At 71.7% G+C, this 17,557-nt stretch carries 20 protein-coding genes; 8 read left to right on the forward strand and 12 right to left on the reverse strand.

Translation table 11 applies throughout. From position 1 onward, the window contains the following. Position 1: 1 nt before the first annotated feature. The 4 genes from ACWED2_RS10500 to ACWED2_RS10515 are packed head-to-tail and all read right to left on the reverse strand — an operon-like array spanning position 2 to position 3,130. Positions 2-910 (reverse strand): haloalkane dehalogenase, encoded by a 909-nt coding sequence (locus ACWED2_RS10500; RefSeq protein ID WP_449690178.1) that lies wholly within the window; start codon positions 908-910, stop codon positions 2-4. A gap of 23 nt (positions 911-933) precedes the next feature. Further along, positions 934-1,386 (reverse strand): DUF350 domain-containing protein, encoded by a 453-nt coding sequence (locus ACWED2_RS10505; protein ID WP_449690179.1) that lies wholly within the window; start codon positions 1,384-1,386, stop codon positions 934-936. Positions 1,387-1,423: 37 nt separating this feature from the next. After that, entirely contained in the window at positions 1,424-2,590 is a 1,167-nt protein-coding gene (locus ACWED2_RS10510; RefSeq protein ID WP_449690180.1) for a glutathionylspermidine synthase family protein, read from the reverse strand. Then, complete coding sequence (locus ACWED2_RS10515) at positions 2,591-3,130, reverse strand: hypothetical protein (RefSeq protein ID WP_091305857.1); 540 nt, start codon at positions 3,128-3,130, stop codon at positions 2,591-2,593. A 154-nt stretch (positions 3,131-3,284) separates the two neighbouring features. Between ACWED2_RS10515 and ACWED2_RS10520 the strand changes: the two genes are divergently transcribed. From ACWED2_RS10520 to ACWED2_RS10535, 4 genes are all read left to right on the forward strand, one after another. Further along, entirely contained in the window at positions 3,285-4,313 is a 1,029-nt protein-coding gene (locus ACWED2_RS10520) for a septum formation family protein (RefSeq protein WP_449690181.1), read from the forward strand. Continuing rightward, a complete protein-coding gene (locus ACWED2_RS10525) occupies positions 4,313-4,663 on the forward strand; it encodes a metallopeptidase family protein (RefSeq protein ID WP_004558570.1) in 351 nt (116 codons plus the stop codon). Before ACWED2_RS10520 ends, ACWED2_RS10525 begins: the two co-directional genes overlap by 1 nt. A gap of 164 nt (positions 4,664-4,827) precedes the next feature. Next, positions 4,828-6,093 (forward strand): MFS transporter, encoded by a 1,266-nt coding sequence (locus ACWED2_RS10530; RefSeq protein WP_449690182.1) that lies wholly within the window; start codon positions 4,828-4,830, stop codon positions 6,091-6,093. Positions 6,094-6,132: 39 nt separating this feature from the next. After that, the gene (locus tag ACWED2_RS10535) at positions 6,133-6,609 is read left to right on the forward strand and encodes a hypothetical protein (RefSeq protein ID WP_449690183.1); all 477 of its coding nucleotides are present in this window, start codon (positions 6,133-6,135) and stop codon (positions 6,607-6,609) included. A 51-nt stretch (positions 6,610-6,660) separates the two neighbouring features. Here the strand turns inward: ACWED2_RS10535 and ACWED2_RS10540 are convergent, their stop codons facing one another. The 3 genes from ACWED2_RS10540 to pheA form a co-directional block, all read right to left on the reverse strand. Beyond that, positions 6,661-7,299, reverse strand: coding sequence for a DUF4232 domain-containing protein (locus ACWED2_RS10540; protein ID WP_449690370.1), 639 nt, complete (start codon positions 7,297-7,299; stop codon positions 6,661-6,663). 117 nt (positions 7,300-7,416) lie between these two features. Beyond that, entirely contained in the window at positions 7,417-8,034 is a 618-nt protein-coding gene (locus ACWED2_RS10545) for a histidine phosphatase family protein (RefSeq protein WP_449690184.1), read from the reverse strand. Beyond that, on the reverse strand, positions 8,031-8,939 hold the full coding sequence (pheA, locus tag ACWED2_RS10550) for a prephenate dehydratase (RefSeq protein ID WP_449690185.1): 909 nt from the start codon (positions 8,937-8,939) through the stop codon (positions 8,031-8,033). Before pheA ends, ACWED2_RS10545 begins: the two co-directional genes overlap by 4 nt. A gap of 98 nt (positions 8,940-9,037) precedes the next feature. Between pheA and ACWED2_RS10555 the strand changes: the two genes are divergently transcribed. The 3 genes from ACWED2_RS10555 to ACWED2_RS10565 all read left to right on the forward strand — a co-directional run bounded on the left by ACWED2_RS10555 (position 9,038) and on the right by ACWED2_RS10565 (position 11,082). Beyond that, entirely contained in the window at positions 9,038-9,658 is a 621-nt protein-coding gene (locus tag ACWED2_RS10555) for a macro domain-containing protein (protein ID WP_449690186.1), read from the forward strand. A gap of 116 nt (positions 9,659-9,774) precedes the next feature. Beyond that, positions 9,775-10,707, forward strand: a complete 933-nt coding sequence (coaA, locus tag ACWED2_RS10560; protein ID WP_449690187.1) for a type I pantothenate kinase — start codon at positions 9,775-9,777, stop codon at positions 10,705-10,707. 219 nt (positions 10,708-10,926) lie between these two features. Then, positions 10,927-11,082, forward strand: coding sequence for a hypothetical protein (locus ACWED2_RS10565; protein ID WP_449690188.1), 156 nt, complete (start codon positions 10,927-10,929; stop codon positions 11,080-11,082). 3 nt (positions 11,083-11,085) lie between these two features. Here the strand turns inward: ACWED2_RS10565 and ACWED2_RS10570 are convergent, their stop codons facing one another. The 3 genes from ACWED2_RS10570 to ACWED2_RS10580 all read right to left on the reverse strand — a co-directional run bounded on the left by ACWED2_RS10570 (position 11,086) and on the right by ACWED2_RS10580 (position 15,160). Beyond that, a complete protein-coding gene (locus ACWED2_RS10570) occupies positions 11,086-12,591 on the reverse strand; it encodes a hypothetical protein (RefSeq protein WP_449690189.1) in 1,506 nt (501 codons plus the stop codon). A 228-nt stretch (positions 12,592-12,819) separates the two neighbouring features. After that, positions 12,820-14,151, reverse strand: coding sequence for a DUF6880 family protein (locus ACWED2_RS10575; RefSeq protein WP_449690190.1), 1,332 nt, complete (start codon positions 14,149-14,151; stop codon positions 12,820-12,822). Positions 14,152-14,239: 88 nt separating this feature from the next. Further along, positions 14,240-15,160: a nitrate- and nitrite sensing domain-containing protein gene (locus tag ACWED2_RS10580; RefSeq protein WP_449690191.1), complete on the reverse strand. Its 921-nt coding sequence runs from the start codon at positions 15,158-15,160 to the stop codon at positions 14,240-14,242. Positions 15,161-15,305: 145 nt separating this feature from the next. On the opposite strand from ACWED2_RS10580, the gene ACWED2_RS10585 reads away from it, so the two are divergent. Continuing rightward, a complete protein-coding gene (locus tag ACWED2_RS10585) occupies positions 15,306-15,623 on the forward strand; it encodes a nucleotide pyrophosphohydrolase (protein WP_449690192.1) in 318 nt (105 codons plus the stop codon). On the opposite strand, the gene ACWED2_RS10590 is transcribed toward ACWED2_RS10585, so the two are convergent. Both ACWED2_RS10590 and ACWED2_RS10595 read right to left on the reverse strand, forming a co-directional pair. Then, on the reverse strand, positions 15,620-15,955 hold the full coding sequence (locus ACWED2_RS10590) for a DUF3024 domain-containing protein (RefSeq protein WP_449690193.1): 336 nt from the start codon (positions 15,953-15,955) through the stop codon (positions 15,620-15,622). The two genes, ACWED2_RS10585 and ACWED2_RS10590, sit on opposite strands and share 4 nt — an antisense overlap. A 51-nt stretch (positions 15,956-16,006) precedes the next feature. Continuing rightward, entirely contained in the window at positions 16,007-17,386 is a 1,380-nt protein-coding gene (locus ACWED2_RS10595; RefSeq protein WP_449690194.1) for an exonuclease domain-containing protein, read from the reverse strand. Positions 17,387-17,557: the final 171 nt, after the last annotated feature.

The following is a 17,557-nucleotide window of genomic DNA, read 5'->3' on the forward strand; positions in this document are numbered from 1 at the left end:
ATCAGGAGCCGCGCACGAACCGCACCACGTGTTCAGCCAGCTCCTCGCCCTTGTCCTCCTGCAGGAAATGCCCCGCTCCAGCGATGACCGGGTGGTCCAAGCCCGAAGCCCCCGGCATGGACCGCCGCAGGATCGGTGCCATCCCGCCCGTGTTCGGGTCGCCGTCGGAAAACGCCACCAGGAACGGGATCTCCAGCTCCGTCAACGTCTTCCACGCCTCCCGGTTCGCGGCCGACGCCGGGTCGTCCGGCCGGTACGGCACCAGGGACGGCATCGCCCGCGGGCCCGCCTTGTACATCTCGTTCGGGAACGGCGCGTCGTAAGCCGCGCGCTCGGCGTCCGAAAGCACCGAGGTGCACCCCGACTGCACGAACCGCGCCACGTCCAGCACCGGCGCCTTCTCGACGGCCGCACGAAATGCGTGCCACTCCGGAGGCATGTCGACGTCGCCGGTGGGCAGCCCCGTGTTCGACGCCACCACGCGCGAAAACCGCGACGGCGACGATGCCACCAGCCGCAGCCCGATCAGCCCGCCCCAGTCCTGGCCGACCAACGTGACGTCCCGCAGGTCCAGCGCGTCGAACGCGAAGCCGCGCATCCACTCGACGTGGCGGGCGCAGCTGTGGTCCGCCACGTTCGCCGGCTTGTCGGATCGGCCGAAGCCCACCAGGTCCGGTGCGATCGCGCGCAAGCCCGCGTCCGCCAGCACCGGGAGCATCTTGCGGTACAGGAACGACCAGCTCGGCTCGCCGTGCAACAGGAGCACGACCGGGCCGTCCGCCGGGCCCGCCTCGACGTACCCCACTCTGATCCGGCCGCCGTCGGGGTCCGCCAGCTCCGCGTAACGGGGCTCGAACGGGAAGTCGGGCAGGTCCGTGAACCGGTCGTCCGGTGTCCTCAGCAGGCGCACGGACCCCACGGTAGTGGCGAACGTCAGGAGATGCCGACCGCCACCACGAGGCCCAGGCCGAGGTGCGCCGCCGCGACGACGATACTCACCGGGGCGAACTTCTCGCTCTCGATCGTCGAAGCCACGTCGATGCGGGTCGCCCACTCCAGGAGCCGGACCGCGATCACCTGGACGATGATCCCGAGCAGGCCGTAGACCAGCGAGGTGATCAGGCCTTCGGTGAGGTCGCTGGCCGAGTTGAAGATCGCCACCACGACGATGAACGCCATCGAGAGCATCCCCGACGCGGTCACGATCACCGCGTTCGGCAAGCCCTGCGTGACCAGCTTCGACAGCTTGCCCGGCGTCGTCCAGTCGATCGCGTAGAAGCCGGCGAACATCAGCAGCAGGCCGATGACGCCGTAGAGCAGGATCGCGCCGATGCCCCGCACGAGGTCGGAGCCGAACGTGTCGGACAGCGCAAGCGTCGAGGTCACGAGTTTTCTCCCGGAAGGTCAGCGATGGGGTGTTTTATCACGACTCGACGATGCGGTGTGGGACGAAGGCCGCGCCGTCGTCGGTCACCAGGCCGCCGGTCTCGCGGATGCCCAGGCCGGCGGAGCTGTCGCCGACGATCCACGCGCCGAGCGCCGGCCGGTAGCCGTCGAACTCGGGCAGCGGGTCGAACGCCTGGTAGACGAAGCCTTCGGCGCCGTAGACGCCGTCGGTCTGGGTCTCGTAGCCGGTCGCCACGATCTGGACGTTCGCGCCCTCGCGGCCCAGCTTCGGCTTGCGGACGTACTCCGTCAGCAGGCCGGGGTCGTCGGCGAACGCGGGCAGCAGGTTCGGGTGGCCCGGGTAGTTCTCCCACAGGATCGCCAGCAGCGTCTTGTTCGAGAGGATCATCTTCCACAGGGGCTCGATCCACAGCGTCCGCGGCAGCGACTCGACGGCGTGGCGGCCGAACTCCTCGTCGACCACCCACTCCCACGGGTACAGCTTCAGCACGGTCGCCATCTGCGCTTCTTCGAGGTCGACGAACCGCTTGAGCACCGGGTCCCAGCCGATCTCCTCGATCGCCAGGCCCACCGTGTCGAGCCCCGCCTCGGCCGCGGTCTCCTGCAGGTACGCGGTGGTGACGTTGTCCTCGCCGGACGGGTCCGCCGCCGACCAGGTGAAGTGCAGCTCGTTCGAGGGCAGCTTGTCGCGCAGGAACGACCACCGCTCGACGAGCTTCTCGTGGATCGAGTTCCACTGGTCGTCGTCCGGGAAGACGTCGGTCTTCCAGTGCCACTGCAGCAGCGACGCCTCCAGCAGCGTGGTCGGCGTGTCCGCGTTGTACTCGAGCAGCTTCGCCGGCGACTTGCCGTCGTAGCGCAGGTCGAACCGGCCGTAGACGTGCGGATCCTGCCGCTTCCACGACTCGGCGATGTGCGGCCAGACCCACTCGGGGATGCCGAAGCGCTGGTAGCCCTCGGTCGTCACGACGTTGTCGACGGCTTCCAGGCACATCGAGTGGAGCAGCTCGACGTCGGCCTCGAGCGAGAGGACCTCGTCCATGTCGAAGACGTAGTGCACGGACTCGTCCCAGTACGGCCGCATCCGGCCGCTGCTGTCGCGGGCCGGCGTGCCGTAGACGAGCCCCTGCTCTTCGACGATCCGCTGCCAGTCGCGCCGCGGCTCACGCCGGTCCCGGTACACCTACGATCCCCCGCTCTTGCCGCTGCCGCCGCTGCCGCTCTTGCCGCTGATGCCGAACCCGCCGCGCTGGACGGACTTGCCGCTCTTCGTCGTGACGTTGGCGCGGGACGACGGCGCGTCGTACGAGCCACCGGTCACCCGCTGGCCGACCACGCCGGTGCCGCCGTAGTTGTAGCGGTAGCTGTTGTAGCCGCCGCCCGGGATCGGCAGGAACAGGAAGCCACCGCTGTGGTAGCCGCCGTGGCTGGTGACGTAGTTGTCGTCGCAGTAGTCGTCGTTCTGGACGACTACTCCGTCCTTGTCCGTGCAGACGGCTGTGACGTTCTCGGTCTTCGCGACCGTGTAGTACGTCGCGACCAGGCCGACGAGCCCGACCGTGACGCCGCTGCCGATCAGGATCTTGCGCCGCGTCGCCGCCTTGGCGTCGGCCTGGCGGGCCAGCTCCTCGTTGCGCTCCTCCTGGGCCAGCGCCTGCTGACGCGCCCGCTGCTCGGCCAGCGAGGGCTGGCGAGGCTGGGTGTTCGAGTCCTGGAACCTCATCGAGCCGCGCTTCGGCGGCTCGGGGGGCGGCTGGTCCCCAGTATTGTTGTCCTGCGTCATGTGCGCTCCGTAATCACCGGCCACCGCGAAACCTTGACCACCCTAACCACCCGGACCGCGCACGTCATGCGCGGCGCGGGCATCATGGAGTGCGATGTCTTCCAGCGCCGATCGGTTCCCCACCGCCACCCAGACGCTGCGCACCCGCGTCGTGATGGGCGGGATCTTCGCGGGCGCGCTCATCGCGCTCGCGCTCAGCGTCGTGTTCTCCTGGAGCGACGGCATCGTCGGCGGGTCCGGCGGCGGCGCGGGCCGGCTTTCCGCGGCCGCCCAAGAGGCCTTCCACTCCCCACCCGGCAGCTGCCTGACCTGGGACAACCCGGACGCGAGCGACGCGCGCAAGGTCGACTGCACCCAGCCGCACCTGTTCGAGGTGACCACGCTGGTGGACATCGGCGCCCAGTTCCCGGAGGGCGCGCCCGTCCCCTCGCTGGACCAGTGGCAGCAGATCGCGCAGCAGAAGTGCACCGCGGACGTGAAGCCCTACCTCGGGCACAAGCTCGACCCGTACGGCAAGCTCACCACGAACCTGCTCCGCCCGACGCCGTCGCAGTGGGAGGACGGCGACCGCCAGCTGCGCTGCGGCCTGCAGTGGGCGGGCCCCGGCGGCCGGCTGCTGCCGACCACCGGACCGGCCAAGGAGCAGGACCAGTCGCTGGTCTTCGAGCCGGGCACCTGCCTGGCGCTGCTCGGCAAGGGCGTCGGCGATCCGATCGACTGCACGAAGCCGCACTCGTACGAGATCGTCGCGACCCTGGACCTCAAGTCGAACTTCAAGGACAGCTACCCCTCCCAGGACAACCAGAAGGCCTGGCTCGACACCGAGTGCAACAAGGCGGCGGGCAGCTACACCGGCGGCGCCGACCTCGACGCGAAGAAGCTGATCCTGACCTGGGACCTGCGGGAACAGGAGAGCTGGGACGCCGGTTCGACCAAGGTCAACTGCAAGGTCGCCTCGGCACTGCCCGACAAGAGCGGCCTGCAGGCGGTGACCGGCAGCATCAAGGCCGCACCGGCGGGCACGGACGGCGGCCAGCCCCAGGACGGCGGCCCACCGTCGGACGGCGGCGGTGGCCCGGCCACGCCGAACCCCGCCCCCTCGACGGCGAAGCAGGGCGGCTGATGCCGGTCGAGATGAGCCGGGAACGCTTCGAAGAGCTGGTCTCCGAAGCCCTGGACGAGGTACCGCCCGAGTTCGCGAAGGCGATGGACAACGTCGTCGTGCTCGTCGAGGAGTTCAACGACGAGGCGCCGGACATCCTCGGGCTCTACCACGGGATCGCGCTGACCGAGCGGACGTCGTCGTACGGCGGGGTGCTGCCCGACCGGATCTCGATCTACCGGCAGCCGATCCTCGCCATGTGCGAAGACGAGGACGAGGTCGTCGAGGAGGTCCTGATCACCGTCGTGCACGAGCTGGGCCACCACTTCGGCATCGACGACGCCCGGCTGCACGAGCTCGGCTGGGGCTGAGCGCGGATTCCCCCGTCGCCCCGCCACGTTCCACCGAATTTCGCGCTTGCTCCCGGAAGTTGTCGCGAGTTTCACCAGTAGTGACAACGTGACCACGCGCAGCCATCTCCGCAGTTATCCTCGTACCCGAAGTCGTTGGGCGTCGATTCGTGCGGGGAGGCACAGTGAACGAAGCCCGGAACGACGGCGGTGGCCGAAGACTCAGGTGGCTGCTGACGTCGAGCGCGGCGTCCCACCTGGGGGACGGCATCGGCAAGGTGGCCCTGCCCCTGCTGGCCACGACGCTGACCCGCGATCCGGTGCTCATCGCCGGCCTGTCCGCCACCCAGTTCCTGCCCTGGCTGCTGTTCGCCGCGGTCGCCGGCGCGCTCGTCGACCGGATCGACCGGCGGCGCGCGATGATCGTCGCGAACACCGCGCGGGCGGCCGCCGTCGGCGCGCTGGCCGTGCTCGTCGCCGCCGGCGGGATGACGATCTGGCTGGTCTACCTGACCGCGCTGATCATCGGGACCGCCGAGACCATCGCGGACAGCGCGGCGAACGCGCTGATCCCGGCGGTCGTCGGCGACGGTTCCCTCGACGCGGCGAACAGCAAGCTGCAGGCCTGCGAGATCGTCGGCCAGACGTTCCTCGGCGGCCCGGTCGGCAGCCTGACGTTCGCGCTCTTCGCCGCCCTCCCGTTCGTCCTCAACTCCGCGGGCTTCGCGATCGCGGCGGCCGTGCTGCTCGGGCTGGCGGGCACCTACCGCGGCAAGCCGGAGGCGCCGGTCGAGCCGGCGAAACTCCGCACCGAGCTCGCCGACGGCCTGCGCTGGCTGCGCGGGCACCCGCTGCTGCTGCGGCTGGTCGTCGTCGCGGGCCTGCTCAGCCTGGTCAGCGAACTCGCGCAGGCACAACTGGTGCTCTACGCACTGGAAGACCTCCACCTGTCCGACGCGACCTTCGGGTTGTTCGCCTTCGTCGGCGGGATCGGCGGCCTGCTCGGCGCCGGTGTCGCCCCCCGGCTGGTGCAGGCGACCGGACGGCTCCCGGTCGTCGCCGGCGGGATCCTCTGCTGCGGACTGGGGTTCGGCGGGATGGGCCTGGTGCGCTCGCCGGTGGCCGCCGCGGCGCTGTTCGGCCTGTTCGCGGCCGCGGTGGTGGCGGTCAACGTCGTGCTGGCCACGGCCCGGCACACGCTCGTGCCCGGCGAGCTGCTCGGGCGGGTGCTCGGGGTGTGGCGCACGGTCGTCTGGGGCGCGATCCCGCTCGGCGCGCTGCTGGGTGGCGTGCTCACCGAGCGGCTCGGCTCGGCCGCGCGGACCTTCGCCGTGTCGGGCGCGGCGATGCTGGTGATCGCCGCGTTCGCGTTCGGCGCGCTGCGGCGCCACTCCCTCGGTGACAAATCGGACTCAGCCGCGGCGCTGACCCACCACGATCCGGGATTGTGAGCTGAAATAGCTCCTCACCCAGGTGGTGAGGAGGCAGTCATGCGCACCCTGGACCCGGGGACCGGCACCGACGCCGATCCCGATTTCGACGAGTCTTCGGAGGAGGCCGAGTCCGCGTCACCCCCGCCGTCACGCCGGTTGCTCGTGCTGTGCGCGGTGGCCGGGTTCGTGCTGGGCGGCAGCGTGCTCGGGCTCCTGTGGGGGCTGTCCGGAGTGCACGCTGGCGCGCTCGAAGACGCCGTGGCGGCGTGCCAGGCGCTCGACCGGGTGGGTGAGCTGCCCGACACGAGCCGCGACACGCAGCCGTCGCTGACCCCCAGTCTCAGCTCGGAGCGGCTGCACCGGATGATGGCCGCACGCGAGCTGGCGGCGGCGGCCGCCCAGGTGAACGCCAACTACCAGCCGCTGGCCGACCACATCGACGGCGTCAGCCGGATGGTGCTCAGCCTGCACTTCAACGACATCTCCGGGCAGCGGCACCTGACCGAAGCCAAGGAGATCTGCGGCAGGATCTGAACAGCCGGGCGAAGCCCGTCCGTTGAGGGTGGCGGTGGGGCGGGGTCCGGGCTAGGCCGGGTGGACGGTCTTCACCGCGAGCTGGTTGCCGGGGATCTTCGTGCTCGCGCAGCCGGTGCCGTCGCTCGGCACGAAGTTCGACGCGGTCTCCTGCGGGAGGTAGATGCGCAGGCCCTTGACCGGCGTCGGCTCGCAGGTGCCCGGGTCGAAGTTGCGCACGTTGACGAACTGGATGTCGGCGGCCGCGGTCTGGCCGGGGTTCAGCTTGACGGCGTTGCCCTTGGTGCCTTCGCGGAAGGCGTCCTTGCCGACCTGGTGCCCGTCGGCGCCGGCCACGTAGGACACGCCGGGGAAGCCCTGGATGGTGCAGGGCTTCGAGCTGGAGTTCGTGATCAGCAGCGGCCGGTACGTCGAGCCGGCCCCCGAGTCGCCCTGGCCCAGCGAGAGCTTGACGTCTCCGGCCTTGCACAGCCCGTTGTCCGCGGGCTGGGCGGCCGGCGGCTCGGCCGGGGTGGCGGTGGGACTCGGCGTGGTCGTGGTGACCGTGGTGGTCGCGGTCGGCGTCGCCGAGCTCGACGGCGTGGAGCTGCTCGCCGCGTTGGTGGTGCCGCCACCGCCGCAGGCGGAAAGCGCGAGGACGCCCGCCGAAGCCGCGACGACCGGGAACAACCGTGAAAGCTTCATGTCAATCGCCTCCCTGGTGTGGTGCTGCGGGGTAGACGTACCGGGGCGCGGGCGGGTTGGCTGCTTTCGTAAATTCCCCACCAAACGTGTTCTAAACGTGACGGGATCACACGTTCGATACCTTCAGAGCGGGGTGTCGACCCAGGTCAGGCAGCGCCACTCGCCCTCCGGCCGGGCCTCCAGCTCCACCAGGCCGGTGTTCGGGATCAGCGCCGCGTTGGCGACGTCCGCGTGCACGTTCGGCGCCAGCCACTCCGCGGCCAGCCGGATCGCGCCGCCGTGGCTGACCAGTGCGAGCACGCCGTCCGGGTCGGCCTGCTCGTGCTTGGCGCGCAGCCGGCCGACCGCGTCCAGCATCCGGGTGCGGACGCTCGTGCCGCTCTCGCCGCCGGGCAGCGACGGCGCCAGTTCGCCGAGCGTCCAGCGCCGGACCGTCTCCATGTAGGTCCGGATCGACGCGTGGTCCGTCGCCCCTTCGAGGTCACCCGCGACGACCTCGTGCACCCCGTCGACGACCTGCACGTCCAGCGCGAACCGCGCGGCCAGCGGTGCCGCCGTCTGCTGGGCGCGGGTCGCCTGCGAGGCGTACACCGCGACCAGCGGTTCCTCCGCCAGCCGCGCCGCGAGGTCGTCCGCCTGCCGTCGCCCGAGGTCGGTCAGCGGCGGGCCGGGCAGGGCGGTGTCCAGCGCGCCGCGGACGTTCCCGTCGGTCTGCCCGTGGCGGATGAGCAGCAGCCTCATGCCTGGGCCCCCTTGCGGACCGCCTCGGCCCACGCGGCGGCGTCGACGAAGTCGTCGTTGCCGAAACCCGCCTCGATCGTGGTGGGGGTGCCGTCGGCGCGGGGGTGCGAGCCGAGGAACCGAAGGTTGCGGCAGTGCCGGCGCAACGCCGTCAGCGCGTCGAGGACCCGCGGCTCGGCCACGTGCCCTTCGAAGTCGATGAAGAAGCGGTACTCGCCGAAGTTGTTGCGCGTCGGCCGGGCGTCGAGCCGGGTCAGGTTGATGCCGCGGCCGGCCAGCTCGGTGAGCAGCTCGGCGAGCGTGCCGGTGCGGTTCGCGGCCGCGGCGACCACGGACGTCCGGTCGGCCCCCGTCGGCTCCGGCAGCTCGCCCGGCCGGCGGACCAGCAGGAACCGCGTCGCGGCGTCGGCGACGTCGGCGACCTCGGTGGCCAGCACGTCGAGGGCGTAGTGCTCGACCGCGACCGGCGCGCAGACCGCCGCGTCGAAGTCGCCGTCCAGCACGCCGACCGCGGCGGCGGACGTCGACGACGACGCCACCGCGTGGGCGCCCGGCAGGTTCGCCTCGAGCCACTCGCGGACCTGGGCCAGCGCGTGCGGGTGGCTGGCGACGGTCCGGATCTCCGGGTTTCCGGGCCGGGTCAGCACGCTGAAGCGGACCGGCAGGATCGTCTCGGCCACGGCGACCAGCGGGGTCGACTCGCTGAACCCGTCCAGCGTGGCCGGCACCACGCCTTCGACCGAGTTCTCGATGGGGACGCACGCCGCGTCCGCCTCGCCCGTGCGGACGGCCGTCATCGCGAGCCGCACGGTCTCGTAGGGGATCAGTTCTTCGCCGGCGGCGAGCACCCGCGCGGCCTGTTCGGTGAAGGTCCCTTGCGGGCCGAAGTATGCGATCCGTGACACAGCTCCCAGGCTACGGGGCCTGGCCGTGGCGACATTCACTCGGACAGCCGGTACGCGAACCGGTTACGCCGGGTGGCATTTTTTGCGATGCTGAGGGCGTGACCGCCGAATCGGGCACGCACGCCGGACGTGAGGGCGCCAAGCCGCCGGTCGCCCCTCGCGCACCGGAGCTGGTGCTGTGCGCCGTCGATGAACCACTCGCCGATGCCTGGACCGCCGCCGCGCAGAAGCTGGCCGGCCGGGTCCGGGTGCACCGCGGGTCGGTGCTCGACGTCGTCGCCCAGGCGGTGGTCAGCCCGGCCAACTCCTACGGCTGGATGCGCGGCGGCATCGACGCCGTCTACGCGCAGGCGTTCCCGGGCGTGGAGCAGCGCGTCCGCAGCGCCGTCCTGGCCTTCCACGGCGGTGAGCTGCCGATCGGCGACGCCGTGGTGGTGCCCACCGGTGAGGCCGAGCCGGAGTGGTTGATCAGCGCGCCGACCATGCGGGAGCCCGGCGAGCGGCTGCCCGCCGACACCGTCCACCCGTACCTCGCCGCCCGGGCGGTGTTCCAGACCTGGCGCGACGGCCGGCTCGACCACGGGCCCGTGCGGGAGTACGTCGAGACGATCGCGATGCCGGGGCTCGGCACCGGCGTCGGCGGTCTCGCTCCCGCCACCTGCGCCCGGCAGGTCGCGGCGGCCTGGGACGAGGTCTTCGGAGAGCGTGACGCTCGGTGATCAACCCCACCTGGGAGGTGGACTACATCACAGCGCTTTAACCGGCCGTAAGCCCTACCGTTAATCAACGCAGGTGAAACGTCCGCCAGTGCAGGCGACGGCCGGAGGAGTGTGCGATGACCCGGGTCCGCGAACTCAGCCCGTATGTCGAGCTGCACCGGGAACAATGGAAAGAACTGCGAAGTTCGACGCCGTTGCCGCTGACGGCGGCCGAGCTGCTGCGGCTGCGCGGCCTCGGTGAGCAGGTCGACCTGGCCGAGGTGGCCGACGTCTACCTGCCGCTGTCCCGGCTGATCAACCTGCAGGTCGCCGCGCGCCAGCGGCTCTACGAAGCGACCACGACGTTCCTCGGTGACGACTCCCGCGGCACGAAGGTCCCGTTCGTGATCGGCATCGCCGGGAGCGTGGCGGTCGGCAAGTCGACCACCGCGCGCCTCCTGCGCACGCTGCTCGCCCGCTGGCCGGACCACCCCCGCGTCGACCTGGTCACCACCGACGGGTTCCTGTACCCGCGCGCCGAGCTGATGCGGCGCGGGATCATGCACCGCAAGGGCTTCCCGGAGAGCTACGACCGCCGCGCGCTGCTGCGGTTCGTCACGGAGGTCAAGTCGGGCGCCGAGCGGGTGGCCGCGCCGGTGTACTCGCACCTGGCCTACGACATCCTGCCCGGCCAGGAGCAGGTGGTGCAGCAGCCGGACATCCTGATCGTCGAGGGCCTGAACGTGCTGCAGCCGGGGCCGCGGCTGATGGTGTCCGACCTGTTCGACTTCTCGATCTACGTCGACGCCCACACCGACGACATCCAGCGCTGGTACATCGAGCGGTTCCTGGAGCTGCGGCACACGGCGTTCGCGGACCCGGCGTCGCACTTCCACCACTTCGCCGGCCTGCCCGACGACGAGGCCCGCGCCGAGGCGCGCCACCTGTGGCACTCGATCAACGAGCCGAACCTGATGGAGAACATCAAGCCGACCCGGCCGCGGGCGACCCTGGTGCTGCGCAAGGACTGCGACCACACGATCAACCGGGTCCGGCTGCGCAAGCTCTAGAAGGTCACGCACCTCGTCACCCACATGCCGCACATTCGCACGCTGAGCGAGTGCGCAGGCACGATTCGTTGCGTCCCGGCGACTCTCCGCGCCGGATTCCGGCCGATCGGCCGAGGTGGCCCGTTCAGCCGTAACCGGTTGGCCGATACCGGGCGTGCGTTGTGAAAGCGACCCTGAAGGAGTCAGGAAAACGGCTCTGAGCTGGGGAGGAGGCCCACGATGTTCACCATGATCCTCACGTGGGTCGGTGCGGTGCTCGGTCTGGTCTTGCTGATCGCGATGGCTGCCGGAACGTTCGCCGTCGACTTCGACGACCGGCTCCAGGAGCGCCGCCGCAAGGGGAAGCCCGCCGAACCGGCAGGCCCCCTCCCCTAGCGATCAGAGTTCGGCCAGCGCCTCCAGGTAGGCGTCGGCGTCGTATTCGAGGTTTTCCCCGTCGAGCAGGCTGTTTTCCAGCGCATCGATGAGCTGCTCGAAAATCTCGTCGCGGTCGAGCTCACCCTCCTGCAGGCGCTCGACGGCCGGCCAGACCTCGGCGGGCTCGTTGTCCCACAGCTGGTCGACGATCGTCGCGCGCAGGATCAGCCGCTGCTCTTCCTCGTCCTCGTCGGCCTCGGCGATGACGAGGGCGCGGCGCTGCTCCGGGTCCTTGGGGTCGAGGTCGACCTCTTCCTCGTCGATCTCCGTGGTCGTCGACGGCACGGCGAACATCCGGCGCTCCAGCGCGTCGGCGAGCTCGGTCGGCGACAGCTCGTCGGTGTCGGCGAAGTAGCGCTCCAGCGGCGAGTCGTCGTCGGCGTACTCGCTCAGGTAGTCCTGCACGGCCTCGTCGAGCGCGGCGATCGCGGTCTCGGTCAGGTGTGCCCGCTCACCCGTCCACTGCACCCAGGCCAGCACGACCGGCTCCACGGCGTCCTCGTGGTCGGCGTCGAGCTCGTACTCCTCGCCGAGCAGGCCCTCGAGGAATCGCGCGATCTTCTCCGGGCCGACGCGCAGCGGGTTGCCCGGGTCGGTGCGCAGGCCGTGCTCCAGCAGCAGGCCGCCGAGCGCGCGGGCGGCATCGGCGTCCTCCCCGCTCGCCGCGACGAACTGCTCGACGACGGCGGCGCGCTCGGCGTCGGACCACTCGGCCACCTCGGGCACGAGCGCGGGCTCCGGCAGCGCGCGGCACCAGGTCAGCGCGACCGCGTGGAAGCGGGCGTAGTCCTCGCTGACGTCGGCCTCGTCGACGTGGTCGGTGGCGGCGAGGCCGTCCGCGATCAGGCGGTGGGCCTCGGCGGGGTCGACGGCCTCGAAGAGCACGAGCTCCGGGTCGGCGTCGGACTGCTCGCGCATCTCGGCGATGACGTCGGCCGGCCCGTCGATCACGACGAGGTCCCGGACCCGGCCGCCCTCGGTGAAGTCGAGCAGCGCGAGCAGGCCGTACGCCTGGTCGCCGTGGGAGAAGACGCAGAGCAGGGACGACTCGTCGCCGTAGACGTCGCCGGTCCGCCAGCACTCGCCGGCGGTGACCTGGCCCAGCCCGGCGGCGAAGGCGGGCTCGGGGATGCCGCGGCCGAGGACCACCTGCAGCCCGGCGTCGGCGGCCTTGCGCTCGACGTCGGTCTCGGCGACGACCTTCAGCGCGGCCAGCAGCGCGGCGGCGCCCGGGGTGATCTTGCGCTGCGCGAAGGCGATGAGCTCCAGGCCGAGCGGCTCCTCGCCGTCCTCGACCGGCAGGTCGCGGAACTGGCCGAGCACCTCGGAGGCGAGCAGTTCGACGTCGACGGGCGCGGGGTCGGCACCCAGCGCCGAGAAGTCGTTCAGGACGTCCTTGAACAGGCCGGTCACGCTGTGCGTGACGGGCTGCGGCTGCCTCTTGCGGGCGCGACTGACCGGGCTCATGGCCTCATGGTTTCACTCACCCACTTCTTGTGGGGGTCCGGGTGGCGAAGCCCCCGGCCCGGGGCGAAGCCCCGGTTCAACACCGCGAGGGGGTCGCGGTGGCCCTGGCGCGGGTCCCGCCGCGTGCCCGGCGGGGAGGCGCCGAGCCGGGGCGACGGAACTGGGCCACCGCGACGCCTTGGCGCGCTCACGATGTCCCGGTGCACGTGTATCACCGGTTCTCCCGGCTCAACGAGGGGTGCGCGGGGAGGTTACGGCCTTCGGCATGGCGATTCTGGCGGTCCGGATTTCCGTGATGAGCCGGGTTTTCCGCCGGTGGTTTTCCACCAGCGCGGCCAGGTAAGCGGTGAATTCGTCCGGCGTTTCGGCCCGTTTGTGCAAGGTGCGCAACAGCTTCAGCCGCCGCGCGGCTTCCTGGTACGCCTGCGGGTCCTTGCGCTCGATGAGCTCGTCGACGTGCTCGCGGAAGACCGGGATCGTCTCGGCCGGGTGCTCGGCCGCGCGCTGCTCGGCCAGCTCGAGCTTGAGCTCGGCGGACGCGCCGAACCGCACGCAGGCTCGCCAGGCTTCGTCCGGACGGCCGTCGTCGAGCAGCACGCGGACCAGCTCGTCGGCCTGCTCGACGCCCTCGGCGGCGCGTTCGCGCAGGCGAGCAAGCGCTTCCCGGCGTTGCACCGTCCACTTCCCGTCCTTCGTCGCGGCCTCGCGCAGGACGGCGAACGTCTCGCGGCCCGGATTCGCGTCGAATTCCTTGCGACGGCGGGACGTTTCGCTCTCCGGCCCGGGTGACAGCGCCGGCGGCTGCTTGTCGTGGGTCAACGCGCGGGCTGCGTGCGCGATGGCCTCGCTGTGGCGTCCCGCGGCCCGCAGCACCCGGACGATCTTGAGGCTGACGTCCACCCGCGGCGGCTTGGCCGACAGGATCGCCACCAGTTCGTCGACGTCGCCGAGCACCTCGGCCAGCTGCTCGCGCAGCCGCTCGGCCACGTCGCGGCGGTGCCCCGGCCCGTTCGCCGCGAGCACGTCGTCCACAGTGGACTTGATCCGCTTGAGCCCCGGCTCACCCAGCGCGGTCGCGAACTCGGCGAGGTCGATCACCGGGCGGCCGGGTCCGTCGAACTCGACCTCGAGGATCCAGTCGGCCAGCTTCTCCGGGTCCGGTGGCCGGGCCGCGCACGCGCGGGCGTACAGCTCGACGGCCCGGTCCAGCCGGTCGGCGAGGTCGCCGGCGTGGTCGCCGGACTGCTCCAGCACCTCGCTGATGTCGTCGACCGTGCGCCGGGCCAGCGGGGCCAGGTCGGCGCGGCTGCCGGCGTCGAGCATCCGCTGCAGCGTGTCGAGCACCGCGCCGATCTTCGCGGTGTACTCGACGTTCCCGTCGGTCACCGCGGTGTCCAGGAGCCGGTGCGCCTCGCTGACGTCACCGGATTGGGTGGCCGCGCGCAGTTCGAGCGAATGCCGCAACTCGGGATCGCGCTCGGCCTGGGCGTGCAACAGGTCCGCCAGCGTCTCCGCGTCCAAAGTGCGCAGGTAGGGGCGAAGATCCGAGTGGGGACTCACGCGCACCAGTCTGCCCGACGCGCGCTAGCACGCGTGTGGGCCAACCGCGTAGTCTTTTCGGAGTAATCTATGACTCTGAGTAAGCAGCTCATCGACGTCGTAAGTCGTCGAACACGGCTTTCAGCGGCCAGGGATCCGGCAGCCCCGGCCTTCGTGACCGTGCGTGGCGGGGCCGGGGGATGGCCGCGCCCACGGTCGGCACCATGATCGGGACCACCGGCACCGGAACCCGCGCCACCAGCCGCCGGACCACCACCATCAGGAGCACGGCGAACAGCAGGAGCGCCGTGCCCGCCGCGAGCGCGCCGGCGAGGGTGCGGCGGCCGTCGTCGAGCGTCAGCTGCACGGCGTACTGGCTCTGCTGCGTGTACAGCCCGCCGAGCTGAGCGGACACGGCGTAGGCGGCACTGCGCCACGCGGACTCGGCGACCGGAAGCGGTTCGGCGGCGGTGAAAGCGTTCTCGGCGGCGGTCAGCCTGCTCCATTCGGCGCTACGCGTGAGCGATTCGTACGCCATCCGGCCACTCTCGGTGAGCTGCGGGACGACCCGGGCCAGCTCGGCGCGGTAGGAGGCGACGGCGGAGGTGAAGGATCCCCGCGTGACGTTGTCCAGCCCGGCCAGAGCGAGGGAATCGGAGCGATCCATGCCTTCGGCGACGGAAAGCAGCTCGACGGCGGTCGTCTGCTGGTAGGCGGACTCGGCGTCCGGCGCGTGGCGCGCGTAGTCGCGCAGGCCGGCGATGGCGGACTCGATCCGCTGGGTGTACGTCGCGAACGCGGCGCTCCGCTGCTCGGGCGCGGCCATCGCCGCGCTCCGCCCGGCCTGCAGCGCCACCACCGCGCGGGCCGTCCGGTCCGCCGCGGCCGCCGTCTCCACGGCCATGTCCCGCGTCCGAACCGCTTGGTGGATCAGGAGAATCGCGATCACGACAGCCACGGCGACGAGCGCGCCACCGGGGATGAACGCGATGCCCAGCATGCGGCCGCGGACGGATCGCAGGTACTTCAAGACGTTCCCTTCCCAGCCTTGGTCCCCGCAACAATCCCGACGGGATTCAACCTATTGAGTGAGAGATTCACCGGTCAACGGCAGTCCGCCATACGGCCGTTAGCTGGCTGTGACGACGGGGCGGCGACGCGGCAAAATCGCGCCCGTGACCTTCGACGACGTGACCCAGCGCCTGCGCGGCTTCGCGGCGGCCCGCGCCTGGGAGCCGTACCACACCCCGAAGAACCTCGTGATGGCGCTTTCCGGCGAGGTCGGCGAGCTGACCTCGCTGTTCCAGTGGCTGACCCCCGAGGAGTCCGACGCGTGGCGCGCGGACCCGGCGCTGGCGGAGCAGGTGCTGGACGAGATCGCGGACGTCACGCTGTACCTGCTGCAGCTGGCCGACCGCCTGGGCGTCGACCTGGCCGCGGCGGCGCACGCGAAGATCGACCGCAACGAGGTCCGCTTCCCGCCGCCGGCCTAGCCCCAGAACACCCCGCCGGGGTTGCGGTCGATCTCGTCGAGCAGCGCGGGCGGCGTGCTGGCGACCGGCGCGTCCGGGTAGCTCAGCCACCGCCCGTTGCGGTCGGCCCACCACACCGACCAGATGCCGAACTCGTCGAACCGCAGCTGCGCGATCTTCTGCTCGGTCCAGTCGGGCCCGGCCTGCGGCGACCACGGCGCGCGGCGTTCGACGATGGTGACCGCGCGGCCCCGGGCCCGGCACTCGACCCGGATCCGGTCCTGGAGGTGCTCGGGGACGCGCTGCGCGCACCACCGTTCGATCTGCCGCAGCGCGAGCTCCGGAATTGCCATGGGACCAGTGAACCGGACTCGGTCAGCGGGCGCGCAGGTGGGCAAGCACGGCTAGCGCGGCGCGGGCTCGGCGAGCCACCAACCGCCGAGCAGGGCACCCACCCCGAACGCGGCGAAGAAGATCCCGGCGGCCACCGGCGTTCCCCCGAACATCGCCACGACGACGATGAACATCAGCAGCAGGCCGATCCCCATCAGGATCCGCCCGCCCACCAGCTTCGACGTCCTGGCGCGCGCCACAGCCGGCGGCGCGGCCGGCCGCTCGAAGCCGAGGGCGACCGGGGCGGCACCGACGTCGAGCAGCGCGGCGCCCAGTTCGGCGGCCCGCGTCAGCCGGGGCTCGTTCGCGGGCACGGTCTCGTCGGCCACGACGTGGGTGACGCTCGCGGTCAGCTTCTTGGCCAGCCGGCCGCCCTCGGCGAGGACGCGGGCCCGCAGCCGGTCCGCCGCCACGCCGGCGCCGAGCACCAGCACGCGGGTCGGTTTCCCGCCGGCGGTGGGCCGCAGGTCGCCGGCGTCGGCGACGCCGAGCGCGGTCGCCACCTGCCGCAGCTCGCGTGCCTCCGCCGCGGTCACCACGCCGTCCCGCTCCGCGATCTCCCGCAGGGCGCCGACGAGCCGCTCGTGCACCGCACGCACGTGCGCGGCGGACAACCCGGCTTCGCTCGCCGACGCCGCCAAGGCCGTCACCTCGTCGGCCGTCAGGTGCTGATCGGCGATGGCTCCGGCGAGCAGGTCGAGGTAGGCGTTCCCGGATCCGCCGTCGGGGATCCGCTCGACGGCCTCGGCCATCCACCCCGGCTCGGCGGGCAGCTCCTCGGCGCGGGGCAGCAGCCGGCCGCCGGTGAGCCGCGGCAGGCCGGGGAAGACCGGCGGGGTCGCGAACGTCAGGCCGTACCGCCCGAACAGGACGGTCGCCAGCCGGGCGAGCGTCCTCGCCGCCGACAGGGCCGAGGGCCCGGTGGGCACGCCGAGGGCGTGCGCCACGGTGGCCGTCCGGTAGTTGGGCAGCCGCAGCACCGAGCGGGCGGCCGCCGTCACCGAGACGCCCGGGAGCGCGGGCACCCGGACCCTGACCGACGCGATCTCGCGCTCGAGGAACGGCCCGGCGAACGCGGGGTCGTGCGCCACGACCACGCTGCCGGCGCAGAGGTCGAGCAGCGGTCCAAGCACCTCGCCGAACGACGGCGCGCCGTCGAGCTCGCCGCGCGTGATGCCGTGCACGAGCGCCGGTCCGGGCGGCACGCCGGGCCCGGGGTCCACCAGCGTCGACAGCTCGCCGACGAGTGAACCGCCGGCGTGGACCCGCACCGCGGCCAGCTCCACGACCCGTCCCGGCCGCAGGCCGGTGGTCCGGATTTCCAGTGCGGTGAAGTCGAGGCCGTGCGCGGGGTGGCCGCCGGCGCCCAGCAGCGGGAGGGATTCGATCACGTCCGCAGGTCGTTTCCCGATCCGTCGTTGTGACAGCTTTTCGGCGTGCGGCCGCGGTTCGTGACGTGATCGTGACGGCAACATTCCGCCGGATAACGACTGGTGGTCGATAACGAGCTCGGGCGTAACGACGGCGGGAGATTTCCCGAGTACACCGTCGGCACGTCGCTC

This window comes from Amycolatopsis sp. NPDC005003, from assembly GCF_053600695.1.